Annotated in this window: 21 protein-coding genes and 1 tRNA gene; 8 read left to right on the top strand and 14 right to left on the bottom strand. The window is 32.9% G+C overall.

Annotation, left to right across the window (positions count from 1 at the left end; genetic code table 11):
- Positions 1-2 precede the first annotated feature (2 nt).
- From AW14_RS08465 to AW14_RS08500, 7 genes are all read left to right on the top strand, one after another.
- On the top strand, positions 3-773 hold the full coding sequence (locus AW14_RS08465) for a tetratricopeptide repeat protein (RefSeq protein WP_044638421.1): 771 nt from the start codon (positions 3-5) through the stop codon (positions 771-773).
- A 3-nt stretch (positions 774-776) separates the two neighbouring features.
- A complete protein-coding gene (gene ribH / locus AW14_RS08470) occupies positions 777-1,262 on the top strand; it encodes a 6,7-dimethyl-8-ribityllumazine synthase (protein WP_044638422.1) in 486 nt (161 codons plus the stop codon).
- A 407-nt stretch (positions 1,263-1,669) separates the two neighbouring features.
- The gene (locus AW14_RS08480) at positions 1,670-1,954 is read left to right on the top strand and encodes a hypothetical protein (RefSeq protein WP_044638424.1); all 285 of its coding nucleotides are present in this window, start codon (positions 1,670-1,672) and stop codon (positions 1,952-1,954) included.
- Positions 1,955-1,957: 3 nt separating this feature from the next.
- Positions 1,958-3,820, top strand: a complete 1,863-nt coding sequence (gene mutL / locus AW14_RS08485) for a DNA mismatch repair endonuclease MutL (RefSeq protein WP_044638425.1) — start codon at positions 1,958-1,960, stop codon at positions 3,818-3,820.
- Between the two features lie 3 nt (positions 3,821-3,823).
- Positions 3,824-4,648: a rhomboid family intramembrane serine protease gene (locus tag AW14_RS08490; RefSeq protein WP_044638426.1), complete on the top strand. Its 825-nt coding sequence runs from the start codon at positions 3,824-3,826 to the stop codon at positions 4,646-4,648.
- Positions 4,648-5,490, top strand: a complete 843-nt coding sequence (locus AW14_RS08495) for a rhomboid family intramembrane serine protease (RefSeq protein ID WP_044638427.1) — start codon at positions 4,648-4,650, stop codon at positions 5,488-5,490. The genes AW14_RS08490 and AW14_RS08495 overlap by 1 nt, the downstream gene beginning before the upstream one ends.
- A 36-nt stretch (positions 5,491-5,526) precedes the next feature.
- Positions 5,527-6,552: an endonuclease/exonuclease/phosphatase family protein gene (locus AW14_RS08500; protein ID WP_044638428.1), complete on the top strand. Its 1,026-nt coding sequence runs from the start codon at positions 5,527-5,529 to the stop codon at positions 6,550-6,552.
- Here AW14_RS08500 and AW14_RS08505 read toward each other — a convergent pair.
- From AW14_RS08505 to AW14_RS08565, 14 genes are all read right to left on the bottom strand, one after another.
- Positions 6,549-6,860: a DUF6122 family protein gene (locus AW14_RS08505; RefSeq protein WP_044638429.1), complete on the bottom strand. Its 312-nt coding sequence runs from the start codon at positions 6,858-6,860 to the stop codon at positions 6,549-6,551. The two genes, AW14_RS08500 and AW14_RS08505, sit on opposite strands and share 4 nt — an antisense overlap.
- Before the next feature lie 2 nt (positions 6,861-6,862).
- Entirely contained in the window at positions 6,863-7,483 is a 621-nt protein-coding gene (locus AW14_RS08510) for a WbqC family protein (RefSeq protein ID WP_044638430.1), read from the bottom strand.
- Positions 7,401-7,727 (bottom strand): four helix bundle protein, encoded by a 327-nt coding sequence (locus AW14_RS15325; protein WP_084708825.1) that lies wholly within the window; start codon positions 7,725-7,727, stop codon positions 7,401-7,403. The genes AW14_RS08510 and AW14_RS15325 overlap by 83 nt, the downstream gene beginning before the upstream one ends.
- A 33-nt stretch (positions 7,728-7,760) precedes the next feature.
- Positions 7,761-9,332, bottom strand: coding sequence for a signal peptidase I (lepB, locus tag AW14_RS08515; protein ID WP_044638431.1), 1,572 nt, complete (start codon positions 9,330-9,332; stop codon positions 7,761-7,763).
- Between the two features lie 64 nt (positions 9,333-9,396).
- On the bottom strand, positions 9,397-10,101 hold the full coding sequence (gene dapB, locus AW14_RS08520; RefSeq protein WP_044638432.1) for a 4-hydroxy-tetrahydrodipicolinate reductase: 705 nt from the start codon (positions 10,099-10,101) through the stop codon (positions 9,397-9,399).
- A gap of 27 nt (positions 10,102-10,128) precedes the next feature.
- A complete protein-coding gene (locus AW14_RS08525) occupies positions 10,129-10,761 on the bottom strand; it encodes a DUF5683 domain-containing protein (protein ID WP_044638433.1) in 633 nt (210 codons plus the stop codon).
- The gene (locus AW14_RS08530) at positions 10,751-11,659 is read right to left on the bottom strand and encodes a ParB/RepB/Spo0J family partition protein (RefSeq protein WP_044638434.1); all 909 of its coding nucleotides are present in this window, start codon (positions 11,657-11,659) and stop codon (positions 10,751-10,753) included. Before AW14_RS08530 ends, AW14_RS08525 begins: the two co-directional genes overlap by 11 nt.
- A 3-nt stretch (positions 11,660-11,662) precedes the next feature.
- A complete protein-coding gene (locus tag AW14_RS08535; protein ID WP_044638435.1) occupies positions 11,663-12,427 on the bottom strand; it encodes a ParA family protein in 765 nt (254 codons plus the stop codon).
- Positions 12,428-12,587: 160 nt separating this feature from the next.
- A complete protein-coding gene (locus tag AW14_RS08540; protein WP_044638436.1) occupies positions 12,588-13,961 on the bottom strand; it encodes a methylmalonyl-CoA mutase subunit beta in 1,374 nt (457 codons plus the stop codon).
- Positions 13,954-14,277, bottom strand: a complete 324-nt coding sequence (locus tag AW14_RS08545) for an FtsB family cell division protein (protein ID WP_044638437.1) — start codon at positions 14,275-14,277, stop codon at positions 13,954-13,956. Before AW14_RS08545 ends, AW14_RS08540 begins: the two co-directional genes overlap by 8 nt.
- Positions 14,258-14,884 (bottom strand): uridine kinase, encoded by a 627-nt coding sequence (udk, locus tag AW14_RS08550; RefSeq protein ID WP_044638438.1) that lies wholly within the window; start codon positions 14,882-14,884, stop codon positions 14,258-14,260. The genes AW14_RS08545 and udk overlap by 20 nt, the downstream gene beginning before the upstream one ends.
- A 66-nt stretch (positions 14,885-14,950) precedes the next feature.
- A complete protein-coding gene (locus AW14_RS08555; RefSeq protein WP_044638439.1) occupies positions 14,951-15,352 on the bottom strand; it encodes a c-type cytochrome in 402 nt (133 codons plus the stop codon).
- A gap of 6 nt (positions 15,353-15,358) precedes the next feature.
- Complete coding sequence (locus tag AW14_RS08560; RefSeq protein WP_044638440.1) at positions 15,359-16,483, bottom strand: PQQ-dependent sugar dehydrogenase; 1,125 nt, start codon at positions 16,481-16,483, stop codon at positions 15,359-15,361.
- 19 nt (positions 16,484-16,502) lie between these two features.
- Positions 16,503-18,806, bottom strand: coding sequence for a TonB-dependent receptor family protein (locus AW14_RS08565; protein WP_245617572.1), 2,304 nt, complete (start codon positions 18,804-18,806; stop codon positions 16,503-16,505).
- A gap of 128 nt (positions 18,807-18,934) precedes the next feature.
- On the opposite strand from AW14_RS08565, the gene AW14_RS08570 reads away from it, so the two are divergent.
- Positions 18,935-19,009 (top strand) — tRNA-Pro (locus AW14_RS08570).
- Positions 19,010-19,149: the final 140 nt, after the last annotated feature.

Raw genomic sequence — 19,149 nt, forward strand, 5'->3', positions numbered from 1 at the left:
AAATGGCAACATATAATAAAAGAGGTTACAAACCTAAAACTAAAGAAGAGAAAGAGCACGTTGAGGAGATCGAATCAACAACAGCAGAAGTATTTAATACCTTAGATGAAACAGCTTCAAAAACTGAAGATTTTGTAGCGAAAAATCAAAAATATATATTCATTATAATAGGTGTTGTTGCGGTTTTAGTATTAGGCTATTTAGGTTATAAAGAATTTATTGCTAAACCTAAACAAGTAACTGCTATGAACGATATGTTTCAAGCTCAAAAATATTTCGATCAGGCAGTAAATGCTGTTGAGAAAGATTCTTTATTTACATTGTCTTTAAATGGAGGCGAAGGTAAATATGGTATGATTGATATTATTAATGAATACAGTGGTACGCCTACAGCAAACTTAGCGCATTATTATGCTGGCACAGCTTATTTAAGACTTAAAGATTACAAAAATGCCGTAAAGTATTTAAGCGATTTTGAAAGTGATGATGAAATTTTAGCACCATTAGCAAAAGGTAATATTGGTGATGCTTTTGTGCAATTAAATCAGCCAAAAGATGCTCTTGAATACTACGAAAATGCAGCAAATTTAAGAGATAACGAATACACTACACCAATGTATTTGTACAAAGCAGGTGCTATTGCTTTAGATTTAGGCGATGCAGATAAAGCACTTACGTATTTTAATAAAATTAAAGACATGTATCCTAATTCTAGTGAAGCAAGCTCTATAGAGGTATTTATAGGAAAAGCGCAAGTGTTAGCAGGAAAATAAACTATGGCTACAATAAATAAAAATTTATCTCATTACGATAAAGCTACAATCCCAAATGCGAAAGACTTTCGATTTGGGATTGTTGTTTCAGAGTGGAATGATACCATTACCGAAGGATTATGTAAAGGCGCCATTGAGGCTTTAATAGAAAATGGTGTTTTACCAGAAAATATTACACGCTGGAATGTGCCAGGAAGTTATGAACTTATTTATGGCAGTAAAAAAATGCAGCAACAAAATGTGGATGCGGTTATTGCCATAGGAAGTGTTATTCAAGGTGAAACCAAGCATTTCGATTTTGTTTGTGAAGGCGTTGCTCAGGGTATAAAAGACTTAAATGTGCTTCATGATACACCTGTTATATTTTGTGTATTAACCGATAATACTATGCAGCAAGCTATCGATCGTTCGGGTGGTAAGCATGGAAATAAAGGCACTGAAGCTGCTATTGCTGCAATTAAAATGGCAGACTTACGTAAAAACAGTTAAGGCTTTTTTCTATTCTGGCTTTAACTGTTGTAGCTACAAGTCAAAAATATTATTATTCAAAATGTTGGTGTTGTCTAATTGTTTGTTAACATTTTTTGGCAAATCAAACCCGTGTTTCTGTTCTTTTTTAAGTATTTTTGAGGTATAAGTATTCGTCAAAATTGTTTAATCAACGTAAAAATAAAACCTTTAATTATCAGCCTCGATTTCAAAAAAAATCGGAGACTGAAAATTTTTCAGAAACTTCTGAGAAACCTGATTTTATATCTAAATGGAAAGGTGAAAATTATAGTACACGTAAAGTTAAAGGCGTTATGTCATTAAAAACATTGCTTTTAATTTTGGTATTATTATTGATTTGCATGTATATATTGGATTCTAAATTCAATTAAAAAAAGTTAGATATTATGGGGCTTTTAAAACAGCGTAAAAATAAAAAATTTAGTTACCAACCGCGATATTTTAATGATAATGGCGAAGGTAACCCTTTTGAAATAAAGCATAAATTTGACGAGTTTAGAAAAACGGTAGGTCCTAACGTAGGTTTAAAAACAAAATTTAAAAATGCCTTAGATGACCTAAAAAACAACAGAGATAAAGAAACCAACAGACGTATATTAATTATTGTGTTGATACTGGTGTTTTTGTTTTTATTAATAATTGATTTCGATTTATCTATATTTTTTAAATAATTCATGGCAGATATTATTCAGCTTCTACCCGATCATGTAGCCAATCAAATAGCAGCTGGAGAGGTAGTACAACGTCCAGCCTCGGTAGTAAAAGAGTTATTAGAAAATGCCATTGATGCCGGAGCAACTTCCATAAAGCTTATTGTTAAAGATGCCGGGAAAACCCTGGTGCAGGTAATAGACAATGGAAAAGGCATGAGTGCTACCGATGCCAGACTTAGCTTTGAAAGACATGCTACCTCAAAAATTAGAAGTGCCGAAGATTTATTTCAACTAAATACAAAAGGGTTTAGGGGAGAGGCTTTAGCCAGTATTGCAGCGATTGCCCATGTAGAGTTAAAAACCAAACAAGAAACAGACGAGGTAGGAACCGTTATTGTAATTGAAGGTAGTACGGTAACCGAACAAGATATTGTTGTTACGCCCAACGGAACTTCTATTGCTGTTAAAAATTTATTTTTTAATATTCCTGCCCGACGTAATTTTTTAAAATCCAATACCGTAGAACTGCGTCATATTTTTGATGAATTTCACAGGGTAGCTTTGGCGCATCCTACCATAAGCTTCGCGCTGTATAATAATGGTAGTGAGACTTTTAACCTACCAAACAGTAATTTAAGACAACGTATTGTTAATATATTCGGAAATAAAACCAATGAAAAATTAGTTCCGGTTGAAGAAGAAACCGAAATATTAACCATTTCTGGATTTGTTGGAAAACCAGAGTTTGCTAAAAAAACAAGAGGCGAACAATACTTTTTTGTAAACGATCGCTTCATAAAAAGTGCTTATTTAAACCATGCCATTTCATCGGCATTTGAGGGGCTTCTTAAAAACGGAACCCATCCTAGTTATTTTTTAAATTTATATGTTAATCCGCAAACCATAGATATTAACATTCATCCAACTAAAACCGAAATTAAATTCGACGACGAGCATACGCTTTATGCTTTATTACGCTCGGCTGTAAAGCATAGTTTAGGTCAGTTTAATATAGCTCCGGTTTTAGATTTTGAGCGCGATTCTAGTTTAGACACACCATATACATTTAACAATAAGGTATCAAATACCCCAACCATTGAAGTCGATAGAAGTTTTAATCCTTTTACCGAAGATGCTAAACCCAGACAACGGTCAGTTAGTATGGCTTCATCATATAAAAAAGAAGATACAACAGGTTGGGAAAGCCTTTATGTTGGTTTAGAATCTAAAGGCACCAAAAATACGCAAGATTTTAGTGAGGTTCACTTTGAAAGCGATGAAACCACCATTTCCGCATTTAATGATGAGTCTAAAGTAGATCAGGCACAAACCACCTATCAACTTCATAATAAATATATTGTTAGCACCATAAAATCGGGGATGTTGGTTATCGACCAACACCGAGCGCATCAGCGTATTTTATATGAAGATTTTTTAAGAAATATGACAATTAAAGAAGGGGTAAGCCAGCAGTTGCTATTTCCGCTTCAGTTGCATTTTTCAACGCAAGAAATAGATATTATTAAAGAATTAAAGGAAGATTTAGAGCACACTGGTTTTGTGTTTTCTAACTTAAAAAAAGATAGTATTGAAATATCTGGTGTACCTGTTAGCATTCCAGAAAGCGAAGTTTCTATTATTTTAGAACAATTAATAAGTGATGTCGAAAACGAAGTGCCAGACAGTAACTTTAGTGCTACAGACTTATTGGCAAAATCGATGGCAAAGAGTCTAGCCATTCGAACCGGCCAAACTTTAAAGAAAGAAGAACAAGAACATTTGGTTAACAAGTTATTTGCTTGTAAAGAACCCAACGTCTCTCCAACTAATAGAACAACATTTATAACCATGAGTGTTGATGAGTTAGATAAAAAATTTATTTAGATTATGATGCGAATATCTGAAACAGTAAAACATTTAATAATTATAAACGTGATTATGTTTATAGGCACCTTAACCGTTGGTGGAGGACAATTGTTTTACGATTTATTTGCGATGCATTTCCCTAAAAACGATACGTTCCAATTTTGGCAAATTGTTACTCATATGTTTATGCATGGTGGGTTTACGCATTTGCTGTTTAATATGCTGGCGCTTTGGATGTTTGGAACACCTGTAGAACAAGTGCTTGGAAGTAAACGGTTTTTGTTTATTTATTTTTCGGCAGGTTTAGGTGCCGTAGCCTTGCAGGTTGGGTTTTATTATTTTGAATATTTACCCTATTTAAATGATATTTCTGCCTTGGGTTTACCTGATGCGTTGGTAGATAAAGTTATTAATTTAAATATTTTAAACGGTAACTTCTTTGATAGTAAGATTTTATCAAAAGAGATGATTCAGGTTTTTAACGAATACGATGTTAATTATTCATCTATAGACCAATCGGCATTTAATGCTCTTTATAACATGAATGTTATAACAAACAATAGTACCATGGTGGGTGCTTCGGGTTGTATTATGGGTATTTTAGTGGCTTTTGGCATGATGAATCCGAACGCAGAGTTAATGATGATTTTTCTACCAATTCCTATAAAAGCAAAATATTTTATACCAGGAATTATTATTTTAGATTTAATCTCAGGTGTTACTGGACAATCATTTTTTAGCCCGAGCAACACTGCTTATATGGCACATGTTGGTGGCGCTTTAATTGGATTAATAATTATGTGGTATTGGAAACGAAATCAGTTTAATAGAAATCGCTGGAATTAATGACTTTGTTAGACGATGTAAAATATAAATTGGCCAGACTTAATGTTTTAGAAAAAATCATTGTAGTTAATGTTTTGGTTTTTGTTATTGGCTTGTTACTTAGGCCTTACTTAATTTGGTTTGAATTACCCAGTAATTTCTCAAAATTTATAGAACGTCCCTGGGCTATTATTAGTTACGCGTTTTTACATTACGATTTTATACATATGCTATTTAATATGTTATGGTTGTACTTTATAGCGCGCATGTTTCTAAATCTTTTTAGTCCTAAAATGGCTGTAAATATTTATTTTTTAGGAGCCATGAGTGGTGGCATGCTTTTTATGCTGGGATATGGTTTGTTGCCTGGTTTTTTTGGATCAAATTCTACGCTGGTTGGTGCCTCGGCAGCCATTAGAGCCTTATTAATTTTTATATGTGCGTATTTGCCCAATCAAGAAGTTCGATTTTTTACATTTAATATCAAGCTTTGGTATATTGGTTTAGCTATTGTTATACTCGATGTGTTTGGGTTATTTGGACTCAATGCAGGCGGTAATTTAGCGCATCTTGGCGGCGCCATTTTAGGTTATTTTTATGCTAAAGAATTAATAAAAGGCAACGATATTGGCAGAGGTTTTGAAAGCATGGTTAGTTTTATAAAATCTATTAAACCATCAAAAAAAGGACCTCTAAAAACGGTACACAAAAATAAATCGAAGGTTGGTGGCTACAATAAAGCAGATTTTAATGAGTTTAACAACCAAAAGAAGATAGATGTTATTTTAGATAAAATTAGTAAAAGTGGTTACGATAGTTTAACTTCGGAAGAAAAGGAATTTCTTTTTAGAGCCGGTAAATAGCACTTTTTATATTTATTTTTTCACCGTTTTACATGTATGAAAAACTTAAGCTTCATCAATAAATTAATTTATAGTGCTAATATTATTTTTGCACTGGTGCTTTTGTTTTCGTTCGCATTGCCCTTTTTTCCGCCAAAAACATTTTCAATTTTATCGGTACTCAATTTAGGAGTACCGTTTTTAGTTTTATGTAATGTGTTGTTTTTTTTATACTGGTTATTTCAACTAAGAAAACAACTTATATTGTCGCTGCTTACCTTGTGTTTGGGGTATCTCATGTTTGGGTCTATTTATAAATTTTCAGCATCCAAAAAAATTGAAAGTCCGAATAACTTTAAAGTTATGAATTTCAATGTGAGACTTTTTAATGTTTACGACTGGATTCCAGAAAATAATATTGAATCTAAAATTGTAGATTTTGTTAAAACAGAAGCCCCCGATATTTTAAGTATTCAGGAATATCATCCTCATAAAAATGTTAATTTATCTTTTTTTAAATATAAATACGAACATGTTTCTGGAAAGAAAATAAAATATGGACAGGCTATTTTTTCTAAATATCGCATTATAAATTCGGGTTCGGTTGAATTTCCAAACACACCTAATAATGCAATTTTTGTTGATATTGTTAAAGGAAAAGACACGATAAGGGTATATAATGTGCATCTTGAATCGCTTCGAATTAACACCAGAATAGAAGTTTTAAAAACTGAAGATTCCGAGCGTTTATTAAAACGTGCAGGCTCAACATTTAAAATGCAACAATTACAAACAGAACTGTTTTTAGAGCATAAAAAGAAATGTAAATACCGTGTAATTGTTTGTGGCGATTTTAATAATACAGCATATTCATACGTGTATAGAAAAATTAAAAGCGACTTAAATGATGCTTTTAAAGAGGCAGGAAATGGGTTTGGTCGTACCTACGATTTTAAGTTTTTCCCTGTTAGAATCGATTTTATTTTTGCCGATGAAGCTTTTAAAGTAAATGGTTTTAAATCGTATAACGCGCATTTATCAGACCATTATCCCATCATGTCTACCTTCGCATTAGATGATTAGCTCATAAAAGAACAATCAACCAAATCGGCAATAATATGAGCAACCAATCCTAAAGCTACTAAGCGCGATTTTTTAGGTATTAAAAGAAATAGATAAACCGTTATAGCGAAATAGGAGTGTAGCGGATGAAAATTAATACTGCATCTATTCGGACTAAAAATTGGAGTTGCTAAAAGGTGGTCTACATCAATCCACATACCCGATAGCATAATTAGAAACGCCATTTTCCATTGCGATCTATAACCTATCCATGCTATGGCTAGCGGTAATAAAATGTGGCAACCGTAATGCGCAACTGTTTGTAACATGATTATAAACTTAAGGTTTGGTTTTCTAAATAATTTAAGGCATTCGGGCCTTCATTAAAAAGTAAATCGAGGATGCTTAAATTAGGGATAAATCCGTGTTTTTCGTCAAATACCTGCGTATAACTTTCAAATGTATAATCGGGTTCTTTTTTAGCATGAACTAATTGGCGTAAATCTGAAACGTTTTCTATGTCTTTATGATAGGCTTCAGAAAAAGAGGTGTTTACTTCAAATTGCAGACACTCACAAATAATCTCGAAGCAATTCATGTTAAAATCGAAAATATACTCTGCTTTTTTTTCAAAAAGAGGTTTGATGTCATCTTCGTAATATTCAAAAAAAGGCGATGTTTTATAGGCCGATAATAATGATTTCCAATGAGCACTTTGCCATTTTTCTTCATTAAAAATCTTTACATCTTTGTATTTCTGTCTGTTTTTTTGAGTGTAAATAACAGGAATATTTAATGCTAATTTTCCGTTAGCTCCATAAATATAGCTCCTGTTTCTATAGGTTTGTTTTAAGAAATTATCATGGGCCTCAAATACTACTTCGTTGGTATTTGCAATCGCAGTAAAATGCGCAATATTGGCGAAGTATGTGGGATGTAGTATAATGCTCATTTATTGATGCACTTATTTGTTTGTTTGATAGTTTTTTATGGCGTTCAACTAATTGGTTTTCTAAAGATCCTTCTGCAATTTTAGAACAAATAGAAATGGAAACGCTTCTTAATTGTGTCGTTATTCCAAACTTTTCCTCAGCTGAAAATTTACTGATGATTGCGTAAATATCTTTTGAAAGCTTTTCAGCTTGAACCAAAACGTCTAATTTTTCAAAACTAAAAGAATACATTTCAAACGTCATTTCATCGAATTAACAATGCAATGAATAAACGAATTAACTATTCTTTTTTCTCGCTCTCCATTTGTTAAAGCCTATCCAACCTAACAACACCACTAAAAACGGAATTAAAAAAGAAGTCGCTTTGCCAGTACCATTAACGGTTGTAAAGAAACGATCCCATCGTGCTTTTGCACCATCCCAGCTCATCCAAATAAACACCGGTTTTCCAACCACATGATCGAAAGGTACTAAGCCCCAGGCACGTGCATCTATCGAGTTGTGGCGGTTGTCACCCATCATCCAATAGTAATTTTGTTTAAAAGTATAAGTTTTGGCTAAGGCTCCATTAATGTAAATCTGGTTACCTTTTACTTTTAAATCGTTGTGTTCGTATTCTGAAATAGCACGTTTGTAAAGTGGTAAAACCTCTAAATTTAAGTCGATAGTTTTACCTTTTTCAGGGATATATAAGGGCCCGAAGTAATCTACATTCCAATTATAGTTAGGATCATGAGGGAAAATATTTGGATCTCTTTCGCCTTCCTTTTGTTTGTTTGGTGTGATACTTAACACATTCGGATTGTCTTTAAAATTCTTCAAAGCTTCATCTGAAATCGCAGAGAAATAATAGGTATTTTGAGAATTTATAATGCCAAAACCATCGGTAATATCGTAACGATCCTTTAAAAATTTAGCATCAAACTGCGTACTTTTTGGTTGTACATAATAACTAAATTGTAAATGCGCTCTGTCTGGTAAAACATTTTGTTTTCCGTTAACAAACACAAAACCATCGCGTACCTCTAAAGTATCGCCTGCAATTGCAACACAACGTTTTACTAAGTTTGTTTTTTTATCGATGGGTTTATAATAGTTTCGGTCTGGATGAAAATCATTCATATCCAACAACGTATCGGCTGGCTGATTGAATACAACAATATCGTTACGTTTAATGTTTTGAAAACCTGGAATTCTTAAATACGGTAGTTGAAATTTATTTTTCCAAGAGTCGCTATTTTTATGATCGTCGAATAAATAAGATTTAATCCCAAACTTAGGTATTGTGTCGTGCACCATCGGAGCTGCAATAGTAGTCATGGGTACACGCGCTCCATAATGAAATTTACTTACAAATAAGAAATCGCCAACAAGCAATGATTTTTCAAGCGAAGACGATGGTATGGTAAACGGTTGAATAAAATACGTATGAACAATGGTAGCTGCTACAATGGCAAATAAAATAGAACTTGTCCATTCTCCAGAACTCGATTTAGGATTAAGACTTCTGTTTTTTACGTGTTCTACATTTGTAAAATAATTAAGGTAGTAGTTGTAAAAACCTAGCGTAATAATTGCTAAAAACGTATCTAAATAGGTGTTTTTACCAAAACTTCTGGCAGTTTCTACCCAAACAACTATGAACATAATGAGGTTTACAATGGGTAAAAACAAAAGAATAACCCACCACCAAGGACGATTTATTATTTTCATTAAAACCACAGCATTGTAAACAGGAACAAAAGCTTCCCAAGCTTGTCTTCCAGCCTTAATATATAGTTTCCAAGTTCCTAAACCATGAATTACTTGAATAATTAGAATAAAAATAAACCATTGCATTAATGTCATAATCGTAATTTTAATTTTTTGTTAGTAGCTATACAGCTTTATGTTGTTACATAACGTGCTGGCATTAACCAATATTTAACACATCATTCATGGTAAAAATACCCGTTTTACCAACAATCCATTCGGCTGCAATAACAGCACCCAATGCAAATCCTTGGCGGTTGTGAGCGATATGTTCTATAGTAATGGTATCGACTTCACTTTGGTAAGTTACTGTATGAGTTCCTGGAACATCTTCAATGCGTTTGGCGGTAATTGGAATAATGGCTTCGCCGGTTTCGTCGAGCTTCCAATTACTAAAATTATTGTTATTAGCTATAATATCGTTAGCAAGCGAAATTGCTGTACCACTTGGGGCATCTAATTTTTGGGTATGATGAATTTCTTCCATCGAAACATTGTATTGTTTCAAGTTACTCATCATTTTAGCCAATGTTTTATTTAGTTCAAAAAAGATATTAACCCCTAAACTATAATTTGAAGCATAAATAAAAGCACCTTTTTTTTCTTCACATAAAGCAACAGCTTTATCGTAGCTCTCTAACCAACCAGTAGTTCCTGAAATAACAGGAACGCCATTATTTAAGCAATTTGAAATATTGTTAAATGCTACTGAAGGAATACTAAAATCGATAGCCACATCAGCTTTTTTGATATCGTAGTTGTCGTCATCTTTATCTACCGTTAAAACGATTTCATGTCCGCGATTAATAGCAATTTGCTCTATGGTTTTACCCATTTTCCCGTATCCAAGTAAAGCAATTTTCATATTAAAATTTATTTTTGTTGTAAAAGGTTAAAATTTGAAATTTAAAGTTAGCCCCACGTTGCTAGAAGCATCAATTTCGTTTATTTTAAAATGTGGTGCTAACGATAGTTTTTCATCAACATTGTATTGTAATAAATGCGCATCAACGTTAGCATCTATAATATTTAAGGCATAAAGCCCTATGGTTACTAAAAGTGAAATTTCTTTGTTTTTTCTGTAAAATTTTTGACCACGTTCTAGACCTTGGGTTGTAACACGAGGTTGTGATAGTTGATTTCCTTGAGAATCAAAATAAAACTCGTCGTTTGTAAAACCTGCTAATCTGCTTTTGTAGGCGTCTCGATATCTGTTATATTCTTTGTTATTTGTAGAATAAAAATAAATACCTGTTCCTAAAGCAGCATAAACTATGGGTATTTTCCAGTATTTTTTATTGTAGGCTTGACCTAAACCAGGTAAGATGGCAGAGTAGAAAGCAGCTTTAGCAGGTGCTAACGGATCTATATTGTTGTTTGTAGCAACAATAGAATCTATAACTACTGCTTCTTTAATATTTTCTTTTTTAGTGTCTTCTTTTTTAGAAACTTCTTTTTCTTGAGCATCTAAGCTAAGACAAAGCAAAAGTGAAAATATACTTGCTATTACTAATTTATTTAGCACCTTCTACTAGTTTTTTAATACGTTTAAAGTCTTCTTCCGAATGAAAAGGAATAGTAATTTTACCTTTACCATTTTTAGAAACTTTAACGTCTATTTTATGCCCAAAGTATTCTGAAAATGCAGAAACACCTTCTTTTATATAACTAGGGATGCTTTCTTGTGTTTTCTGTGAACTTGTTTTACTTGTAGTTTCATTGCCATAATTTCTAACCAATGCTTCGGTATCTCTAACCGATAGCTGGTTTGAAAGTACTTTTTCGTAAACATCTAATTGAATTGTTTGGTCTTCAATAGCAATTAATGCACGACCATGTCCCATAGAAATAAAACCATCGCGCATACCCGTTTGAATAATTGGGTCTAGCTTTAACAAACGTAAATAATTGGTAATGGTAGAACGTTTTTTGCCTACACGTTCACTCATTTGTTCTTGAGTTAAATTTATTTCGTCTATTAAACGTTGATACGAAAGTGCGATTTCTATAGGGTCTAAATCTTGACGTTGAATATTTTCAACCAATGCCATTTCTAACGATTCTTGGTCGTTAGCAATTCGAATGTAAGCAGGAATGGTTTCTAAACCAATAAGTTTAGATGCTCGAAAACGGCGTTCACCAGAAACCAACTGGTACTGGTTAAAACCTAGTTTTCTTACGGTTATGGGTTGAATAATACCAAGTTCTTTAATAGAGGAAGCAAGTTCTCTTAACGATTCTTCGCTAAAATTGGTTCTAGGCTGAAACGGATTAACTTCAATAAAATCTATATCCAGCTCAATGATATTGCCAATAACTTGGTCGGCATTTTTATCTTGTACAGATTGAATGTCGTTACTTGGGTCTTTTAAAAGAGCCGATAAACCTCTACCTAAAGCTTGTTTTTTTGTTGCCTTAGCCATAAATTAAGCGTTTTTGTTAATGATTTCTTTAGCCAAACTTAAATAATTTGTAGCGCCTTTACTCGCAGCATCATAATTAATAATACTTTCTCCGTAACTTGGTGCTTCACTTAAGCGCACATTACGCTGTATGATAGTTTGGAAAACCATATCGTTAAAATGTTTTTGTACTTCTTCAACAACCTGATTTGATAATCTCAAGCGCGCATCGTACATGGTTAACAATAAACCTTCAATATCTAATTCGGCATTATGTACTTTTTGTACACTTTTTATAGTGTTTAAAAGTTTACCTAAACCTTCTAAAGCGAAATATTCACACTGTATAGGAATCACAACCGAATTTGCAGCTGTTAGGGCATTTAATGTTAATAACCCTAAGGAAGGTGCGCAGTCAATTATAATATAATCGTAATCATCTTTTATTTCTGCAAGAGCCTTCTTTAGCATATATTCTCTTTCCTCTTTATCAACAAGCTCGATTTCAATAGCAACCAAGTCGATGTGGGCAGGAATAATATCTAAGTTAGGGGTTTCCGTTTTTACGATAGCTTCTCTAGCCGAACTAGAATGCTCTAAAAGTTGATAGGTGCCTATTTCTACATTTTCTACATTTATTCCTATGCCCGATGTGGCATTTGCTTGAGGATCAGCATCTATAAGTAGGACTTTTTTTTCTAGTACACCAAGTGAAGCAGCTAAATTTATCGAGGTGGTGGTTTTACCAACGCCTCCTTTTTGATTAGCAATTGCAATGATTTTACCCATTAAATAATTTGGTTTTATTAACGGTAAAAATACAATTATTTATCAGGATATGAAATGGAAGTTGTTAACAGTTTTTTAAAATTAACAAGCCCGTTTTATATGGCGATTTAATTTTCATTCTATCAACAAATTATATCTGTTTTTTTAGAATATGAAATTGTTATTTTTCTTTATTTAATCGCGCTTGTTCTAAATTTTCAGACAGTCGTTTTTCAATAATAGGTTCTATAAGTGTTTTTCGGGCATTTGTTTTTACAAATGGATACAATTCTATGGCTGTTTTTATTTGTTCTGAATCCATTTGGTATTTGTTAGTGCCAACTAAAGTGTATGCGCCAGAATCGAATTGTTCTTGTTCTTTTTGGGCACTTTCTTTTATTTTTCGCTGAATGGTACCAGTCTTTAATAGCTTTAAAATACCACCGTTTTGTTCAATTTCTTTAAATAAATTCAAACCTTTTTCAGCCAGTTGATGGGTTAAAGATTCTATGTAATAAGCTCCATCGGCCGGATTAGAAACCTTATCGAAATAACTTTCGTTTTTTAAAATTAAAAGTTGATTTCGGGCCATACGCTCACTAAAACTATTACTTTTTTTAAAAATTACATCGAAAGGCAAGGTTGTAATGGTGTTGGCGCCGCCCAAAGCTGCACTCATGTATTCTGTTGTAGTTCGCAGTAAATTGCTGTGTTTATCGTATATGGTTTTATTACGTTTACTAGGTTGTGCCAAAATAGTACAGGTGGTATTTGCTTTGCAAGCTTTTGCCAAGGTATGCCACAAAATTCTAAGTGCTCTTAGTTTGGCAATTTCAAAAAAGTAATTAGAGCCTACAGAAACTTCAAAAATAAAAATGAAGGCATCTAAAGGTTTTTGTACGCCATTGTTTTCTAAATAGTTTAAATATTCGTTGGCATGGGCTAGGGCATACCCCAGCTGTTGAACCATGTTGGCTCCTGCATTTTGATACCCTTTTGTGTTTATTAAAATGGTATTTGTTTGATTTGTAATTTTTTGAAAAGCTTCAAAATCTGTTTGAAGGTTTTGATGCCAATTGCCCGTTTTACAAAGATGCGATATGATATCTGTATCGATGTAAAATTTTGTATTTGAAAGTGTTTCTGTTAATTTTTCTACGTAAGATGCATCTAAAAAAAGTAATTCAAAATGAAAAACAAGCTCCTTCGAATCGATGTTTTCAATAAGTTTTTCTATTGAAATGGTATTACTTGGGATTATGAATTTGAGGTAACTTACTCCGTTTTGAATAATTTTTTTTGCTTTTTGATTCGATTTATTAACATCGGCAACAAATATAGTTTGACAAATATTAAAGCTGTTTTCTTTGGAAGTTAATGCTTGTAAATTGGTTTTTACATCATCGGCATTGTAAAAAGGTTTAACCGAAATATCGTCGTTACTTTTCCAAATGAGGGTGTCGTTATAATCGGCCCCATTTAATTCAAATTGAATGAGTTGTTTCCACTGTTTGGTGGAAATGTCTGGAAATTCATCAAACAATTCATTACTCATTCGGTTTGTTTTTAAGGCTATCTTCGTATTCTATTATAAAAATTTCTTCATTCTCACGCTTCATATAATAAGCTTCGCGAGCAAATTTTTCTAAACCTTCTTCGGTAGATAATTTTTTTAAAGCTTTATTGTCTTTCTCTATTTCCTTTTGGTAATATTCTTTTTCACTTTCTAAAGCTTCAATATCGTTATTAAGTTCATGGTGAATAAGCCATGAGTTGGCATCAAAAAAAAGCATCCAAACTATAAAAACAGCTATAATTAGGATGAAAATATTTTTAAAAGGTTTTAAAAATTTATGCTTTAATAGTGCCATTATATAATCGGTCGTTTATGATGGTGCGAACAATATTAACCGCAACAGTATTGTATTTATTGTTAGGAATTATAATGTCTGCAAACTCTTTTGTTGGCTCAATAAATTGATTATGCATCGGTTTTAACGTGGTTTGATAGCGTGTTAAAACTTCGTCTAAATCGCGGCCTCGTTCTGTTATATCGCGTTTTAATCTTCTTATTAAACGTTCGTCTGTATCGGCATGTACGAATACTTTAATATCAAACATATCGCGTAACTCGGGATGCGTTAATATTAAAATACCTTCAACAATCATTACTTTTCTTGGGTGTGTTAAAATGGTATCTCCGGTTCTATTGTGTTTAACAAAGGAATACACAGGTTGGTGTATGGGGATGCCTTTTTTTAAATCTTTTAAATGACTTTCTAAAAGACTAAAATCGATAGACTTCGGATGGTCGAAATTAATTTTAGTACGCTCTTCATAGCTTAAATGCGTGGTGTCTTTATAATAAGAATCTTGTGAAATTATACCAACTTCACCCTCTGGTAATTCGTTAAGTATTTGATTTACAACGGTTGTTTTGCCACAGCCAGTACCGCCAGCGATTCCTATAATTAGCATGAAAATTTAAAATTTAATTTACGATTACAAATTTATACAAATGTAAATCAATACAGGTTTATTAATTTATTTTTTGACCTTACTAACTTGTAGTTTGGTAACCATCTTATCGTTTTTATTACCCCAACTGTTGTTAATATAATTCATAACATCGGCTATTTCTTGATCGTCCAAACCCATGGGAGTCATAACATTATTGTATGTTTCTCCGTTTACTAAAATCGATCCAGATAAGCCGTATTTAATAGCTTTAATACTTGCTTCTTGTTTTTTAATTAGATAATCAGAATTAGCTAATGGAGGATATGTTTTCCGAACCCCTTGACCATTAGGTAAGTGACACGATACACAAAAATCTGTATAAATTTCATTCCCTCTTTCAATACTTTCTTTTAGAGGTGACTTTTGATTTGTATTAGAAATAAAAAGGATTGCTGATGCTGCTAAGCTAAGTACGATATATTTCATTTTATTTTATTTTTTCTGAATTATTTTAACAATGCCTGTTCCTTCAACAGCGACATAAATAAAGCCATCGGGAGCTTGTCGCACGTTTCTAACACGACCTATGTTTTCAAATAATTTTTCGCGTTTTATTACTTTATTGTTTTCAATAACCAGACGTTCTAAATATTTAAATTTTAATGATCCTACCAGTAAGTTATCATTCCAGTCTGGATAGTTATTTGATGTTACAAAAGTCATACCACTTGGTGCGATGGATGGTACCCAATAAAAAAGCGGTTGTTCCATGCCTTCTTTTTTAGTAATGTCTGTAAAAGGTGTTCCATTATAATTAATGCCATAAGAAATTACAGGCCAGCCAAAGTTTTTTCCTTTATCTATAATATTTATTTCATCACCTCCTTGAGGACCATGTTCGTGAACCCAAATAGCACCTGTTTTTGGATTTTTCGTCATGCCTTGCGGATTTCTATGTCCGTAACTATAAATCGCTTTTTTTGCATTAGGCTCATTTACAAAAGGATTGTCTTCGGGAATGCGTCCATCGTCATAAAGTCTGTAAATTTTTCCGCAATCGCGTGTAATATCTTGAGGGTTAACATCGCGTTCGCCGCGCTCCCCAATTGAAAAGTATAAATACCCATCGTTATCAAATTCTATTCGAGAACCAAAATGTTGCCCCTTTTTTGTGTTTGGGCCAGCTTTGTATAATTGTTGTATGTCTACCAGCGCGTTGTCTTTTATTTTGGCGCGCACAATAGCTGTATTACCACCATCGCCTTCACCTTCTGCAGAGGCATACGATAAATAAATCCATCCGTTATTAGCATAATCGGGATGCAGTTCAATATCCATTAAACCGCCTTGACCACGAACATAAACGTTTGGTAAACCTGTGATATTGGTTTTAATACCGTTTTTAAAATGAATAAGTTCACCCGATTTTTCGGTAATTAGCATACTGCCATCGGGTAAAAATACCATACCCCAAGGAATGTTTAGTTCAGGAACAACTAACTCGTAAGTATAATTTAAGTTTTGGGGCGTTGTTACTTCAACTTCCGATTCTGTTTGTTGTGCGCAGGCATGTAATGTTATAAAAACAATTATAAATGCTGTAAATAACCGTTTCATAGTTTCTTTTCTTGTAAATTTAATTAAAATTATACTTTAAATTTAATCCTGTGTAATAATTTATAGGTTCGCCCGGATAATAATAACGAGGCGCCGCCCCATTAAAACCCATGGCATTAATAAGTATTTGTGAAGCATAATGGGTGTTAAAAAGATTATTAAGTCCGAAATACACATTAAAATTAAGATGCTTATTAAAGTTGTTTTTATACCCTAATTTTATGTTAGTTAAGTTATAAGCATCGGAAAATAGACTATTCATATCATTCATAGGAATTTTTCCAACATACTGATAATTAATACTTGAATACCATCCGAAATGCGTTTTAATATCAATTCCTAAATTTAATAGGTTAGATGGAACACCTGTAAGCTTGTTACCTGAGAAATTTTTTCCATCATCAATAAACGATTTAAATTTAAAATTATTTAGTGTGTAAGATGCATATGGGCTTATGGTTATAAAATCATTTTTAAGCCATTGGTAATTTAAAATTAACTCTAAACCATCGTGTTGAGTTCTTCCTGCGTTAACACCAATAAATTTGTCGTTACCCGTTCGTCTTGCAACCAATAAATTTCTAACATCTAAGCGAAAAATTGCTAGGTTCATATGTAGGCGATTATCAAGAAGTTTATACCGCGTACCCAACTCAAAATTCCAGCCAGTTTCTGGTTTTATATTGTTATTTATTAAGCCATCGGGTAATAATGTTTCGGCTGTAGTTGGTGGAGAAAAACCATGACTTACACTGGTATATAAAACAAGGTTGTTGTTAATATGCTGTGTAAAACCTAGTTTAGGCGAAAGCATGCCTTTAAACTCATAGGTTCCCGATTGATCTGTGCTTGAATCGCTATTAAACAGATCTTTAAGAATGTATGATGTTTGATTGTAATTTAAGCCAATGGTTACCAATGAAGTTTCGGAAATGGAATAATTACTTTCAAAAAAGATGTTATAATAGGTTCTTTTTTCTCTGAAATGAGAGAATTTGTCACCCTGAACACTTCCAGTTTCTGGAAGGAAATTTTGATATAAATTTTCGAAGTTCTTATTCACTAAGTAGTCTTTAAAAAGTTCGGCACCAAAGGTCCAATTTAGTTTTTGGTGAGTGCCTAAAATTCGACTTCTAATGCCAATAGCCGAGGTTTTTTCGCTTAAAATATCAAAAGGTCTGGGTTCAAAGCCCGTTTTAAAAGATGAAAACACACTGGTAATATGTTTTAGTGCTTGGTTGTATTGATGATTCCATGTGATACCCAGAATACCTCGTTGCGTATCTTCGTTACCTTCTGATTGTTTCCAATTAGTTGCCGCTAATTTCGGATTGTTAATATAAGTATCTCTGTTTACCGAACTTGGTATAAAGGCTTTTAAATCAATAAAACTCGCTAAAAAAGATAAGTCGTTATTTGTATTTAAATAATGATTAGAATTTAAAGTGAACGTTTGTCGGTTATAGGTGTTATTTTCTCTGTATCCATCGCTATGCGTATTGCTGTAAATAGCACTAAAACTATGTGTTTTTAATCCATAATTAACTTTTATCAAATCTTTTATTAATCCGAAAGATCCCAGAGTGAAGTCATTTTGAACTTCAGTTTGATTTAAACGCGCTTTATCAGGAATTAAATGAATCGTACCGCCTAAACCAGAGCCATAGATGCTGGAGTTGGCACCTTTAATAATTTCTAAACGACCCATAGCGCCTAATTCAAAATCTTCAATATTAGTTTCACCGTTTCCAGAGGTTAGTGGGATATCTTGAAAATAAGCGCGAATTTTAGTAGTGCCGAAGAGGTTTCTCGAACCGATACCTCGAATAGAAATTTTATTCGTGTTTAACGCACCAGATTGAATAAAAACACTGGGTATTCTGTTTAAAATCTCATTGAAATTTATGGTATTTCCTCGTTGTATATCCTCATTTGTTATAAGGTTTATGGTGGTGTTTGAGGTATTAATGTTTTTTGGGATGTGGTTGGCGTTTACAATAATTTCATTTAATTGCGATATTTCCTGTTCTAACGTAACTACCGAAAATTCGGGTTTTAAAAAGTTTATAACCGCCTGATGATATCCTTTTTTTGAAAAATAAAAAGTACCTTGGTTACCGAGTACAAATTCCCCTAAAGTATTCGATGTGCCAACTGTTTTGTTTTGTGAATCTTTAATTATAACCTCTGCGAGTGCTAAACCATTTTCTTTATCAATAATTTTTCCTGTAACTAATTGTTGAGCATATGTTTTAAAACAAATGCTAATTAGAAAAATTATTAGAATTACTTTTTTTAAAAGCATGTATTTAATTGGGGTCATTTAAGAAACTAGTTGGTTATCAAAGGTAGTTTAAAAGCATTATAATTTTTTTTTAAAATTAAATAAAAAACATTGTTTGTATATTATTTAAAAAACTATATTTGCAACCCGTTTCAAGATAACCATTTCGGGGTGTAGCGTAGCCCGGTTATCGCGCCTGCTTTGGGAGCAGGAGGTCGCAGGTTCGAATCCTGCCACCCCGACAAACCAAATTTAAGTGTTAAAAAAATCCTGTTAATTGTTTAATTAACGGGATTTTTTATTTGTAATAAGTGCTATTTAATATCTTATTGTTATTTGAATAGCTTCAAGCCAATTAAACAACTTGTTGTTAATTAAATCC

The sequence above is a fragment of the Siansivirga zeaxanthinifaciens CC-SAMT-1 genome, assembly GCF_000941055.1.
In the GTDB taxonomy this organism is placed as follows: Bacteria; Bacteroidota; Bacteroidia; order Flavobacteriales; family Flavobacteriaceae; genus Siansivirga; species Siansivirga zeaxanthinifaciens.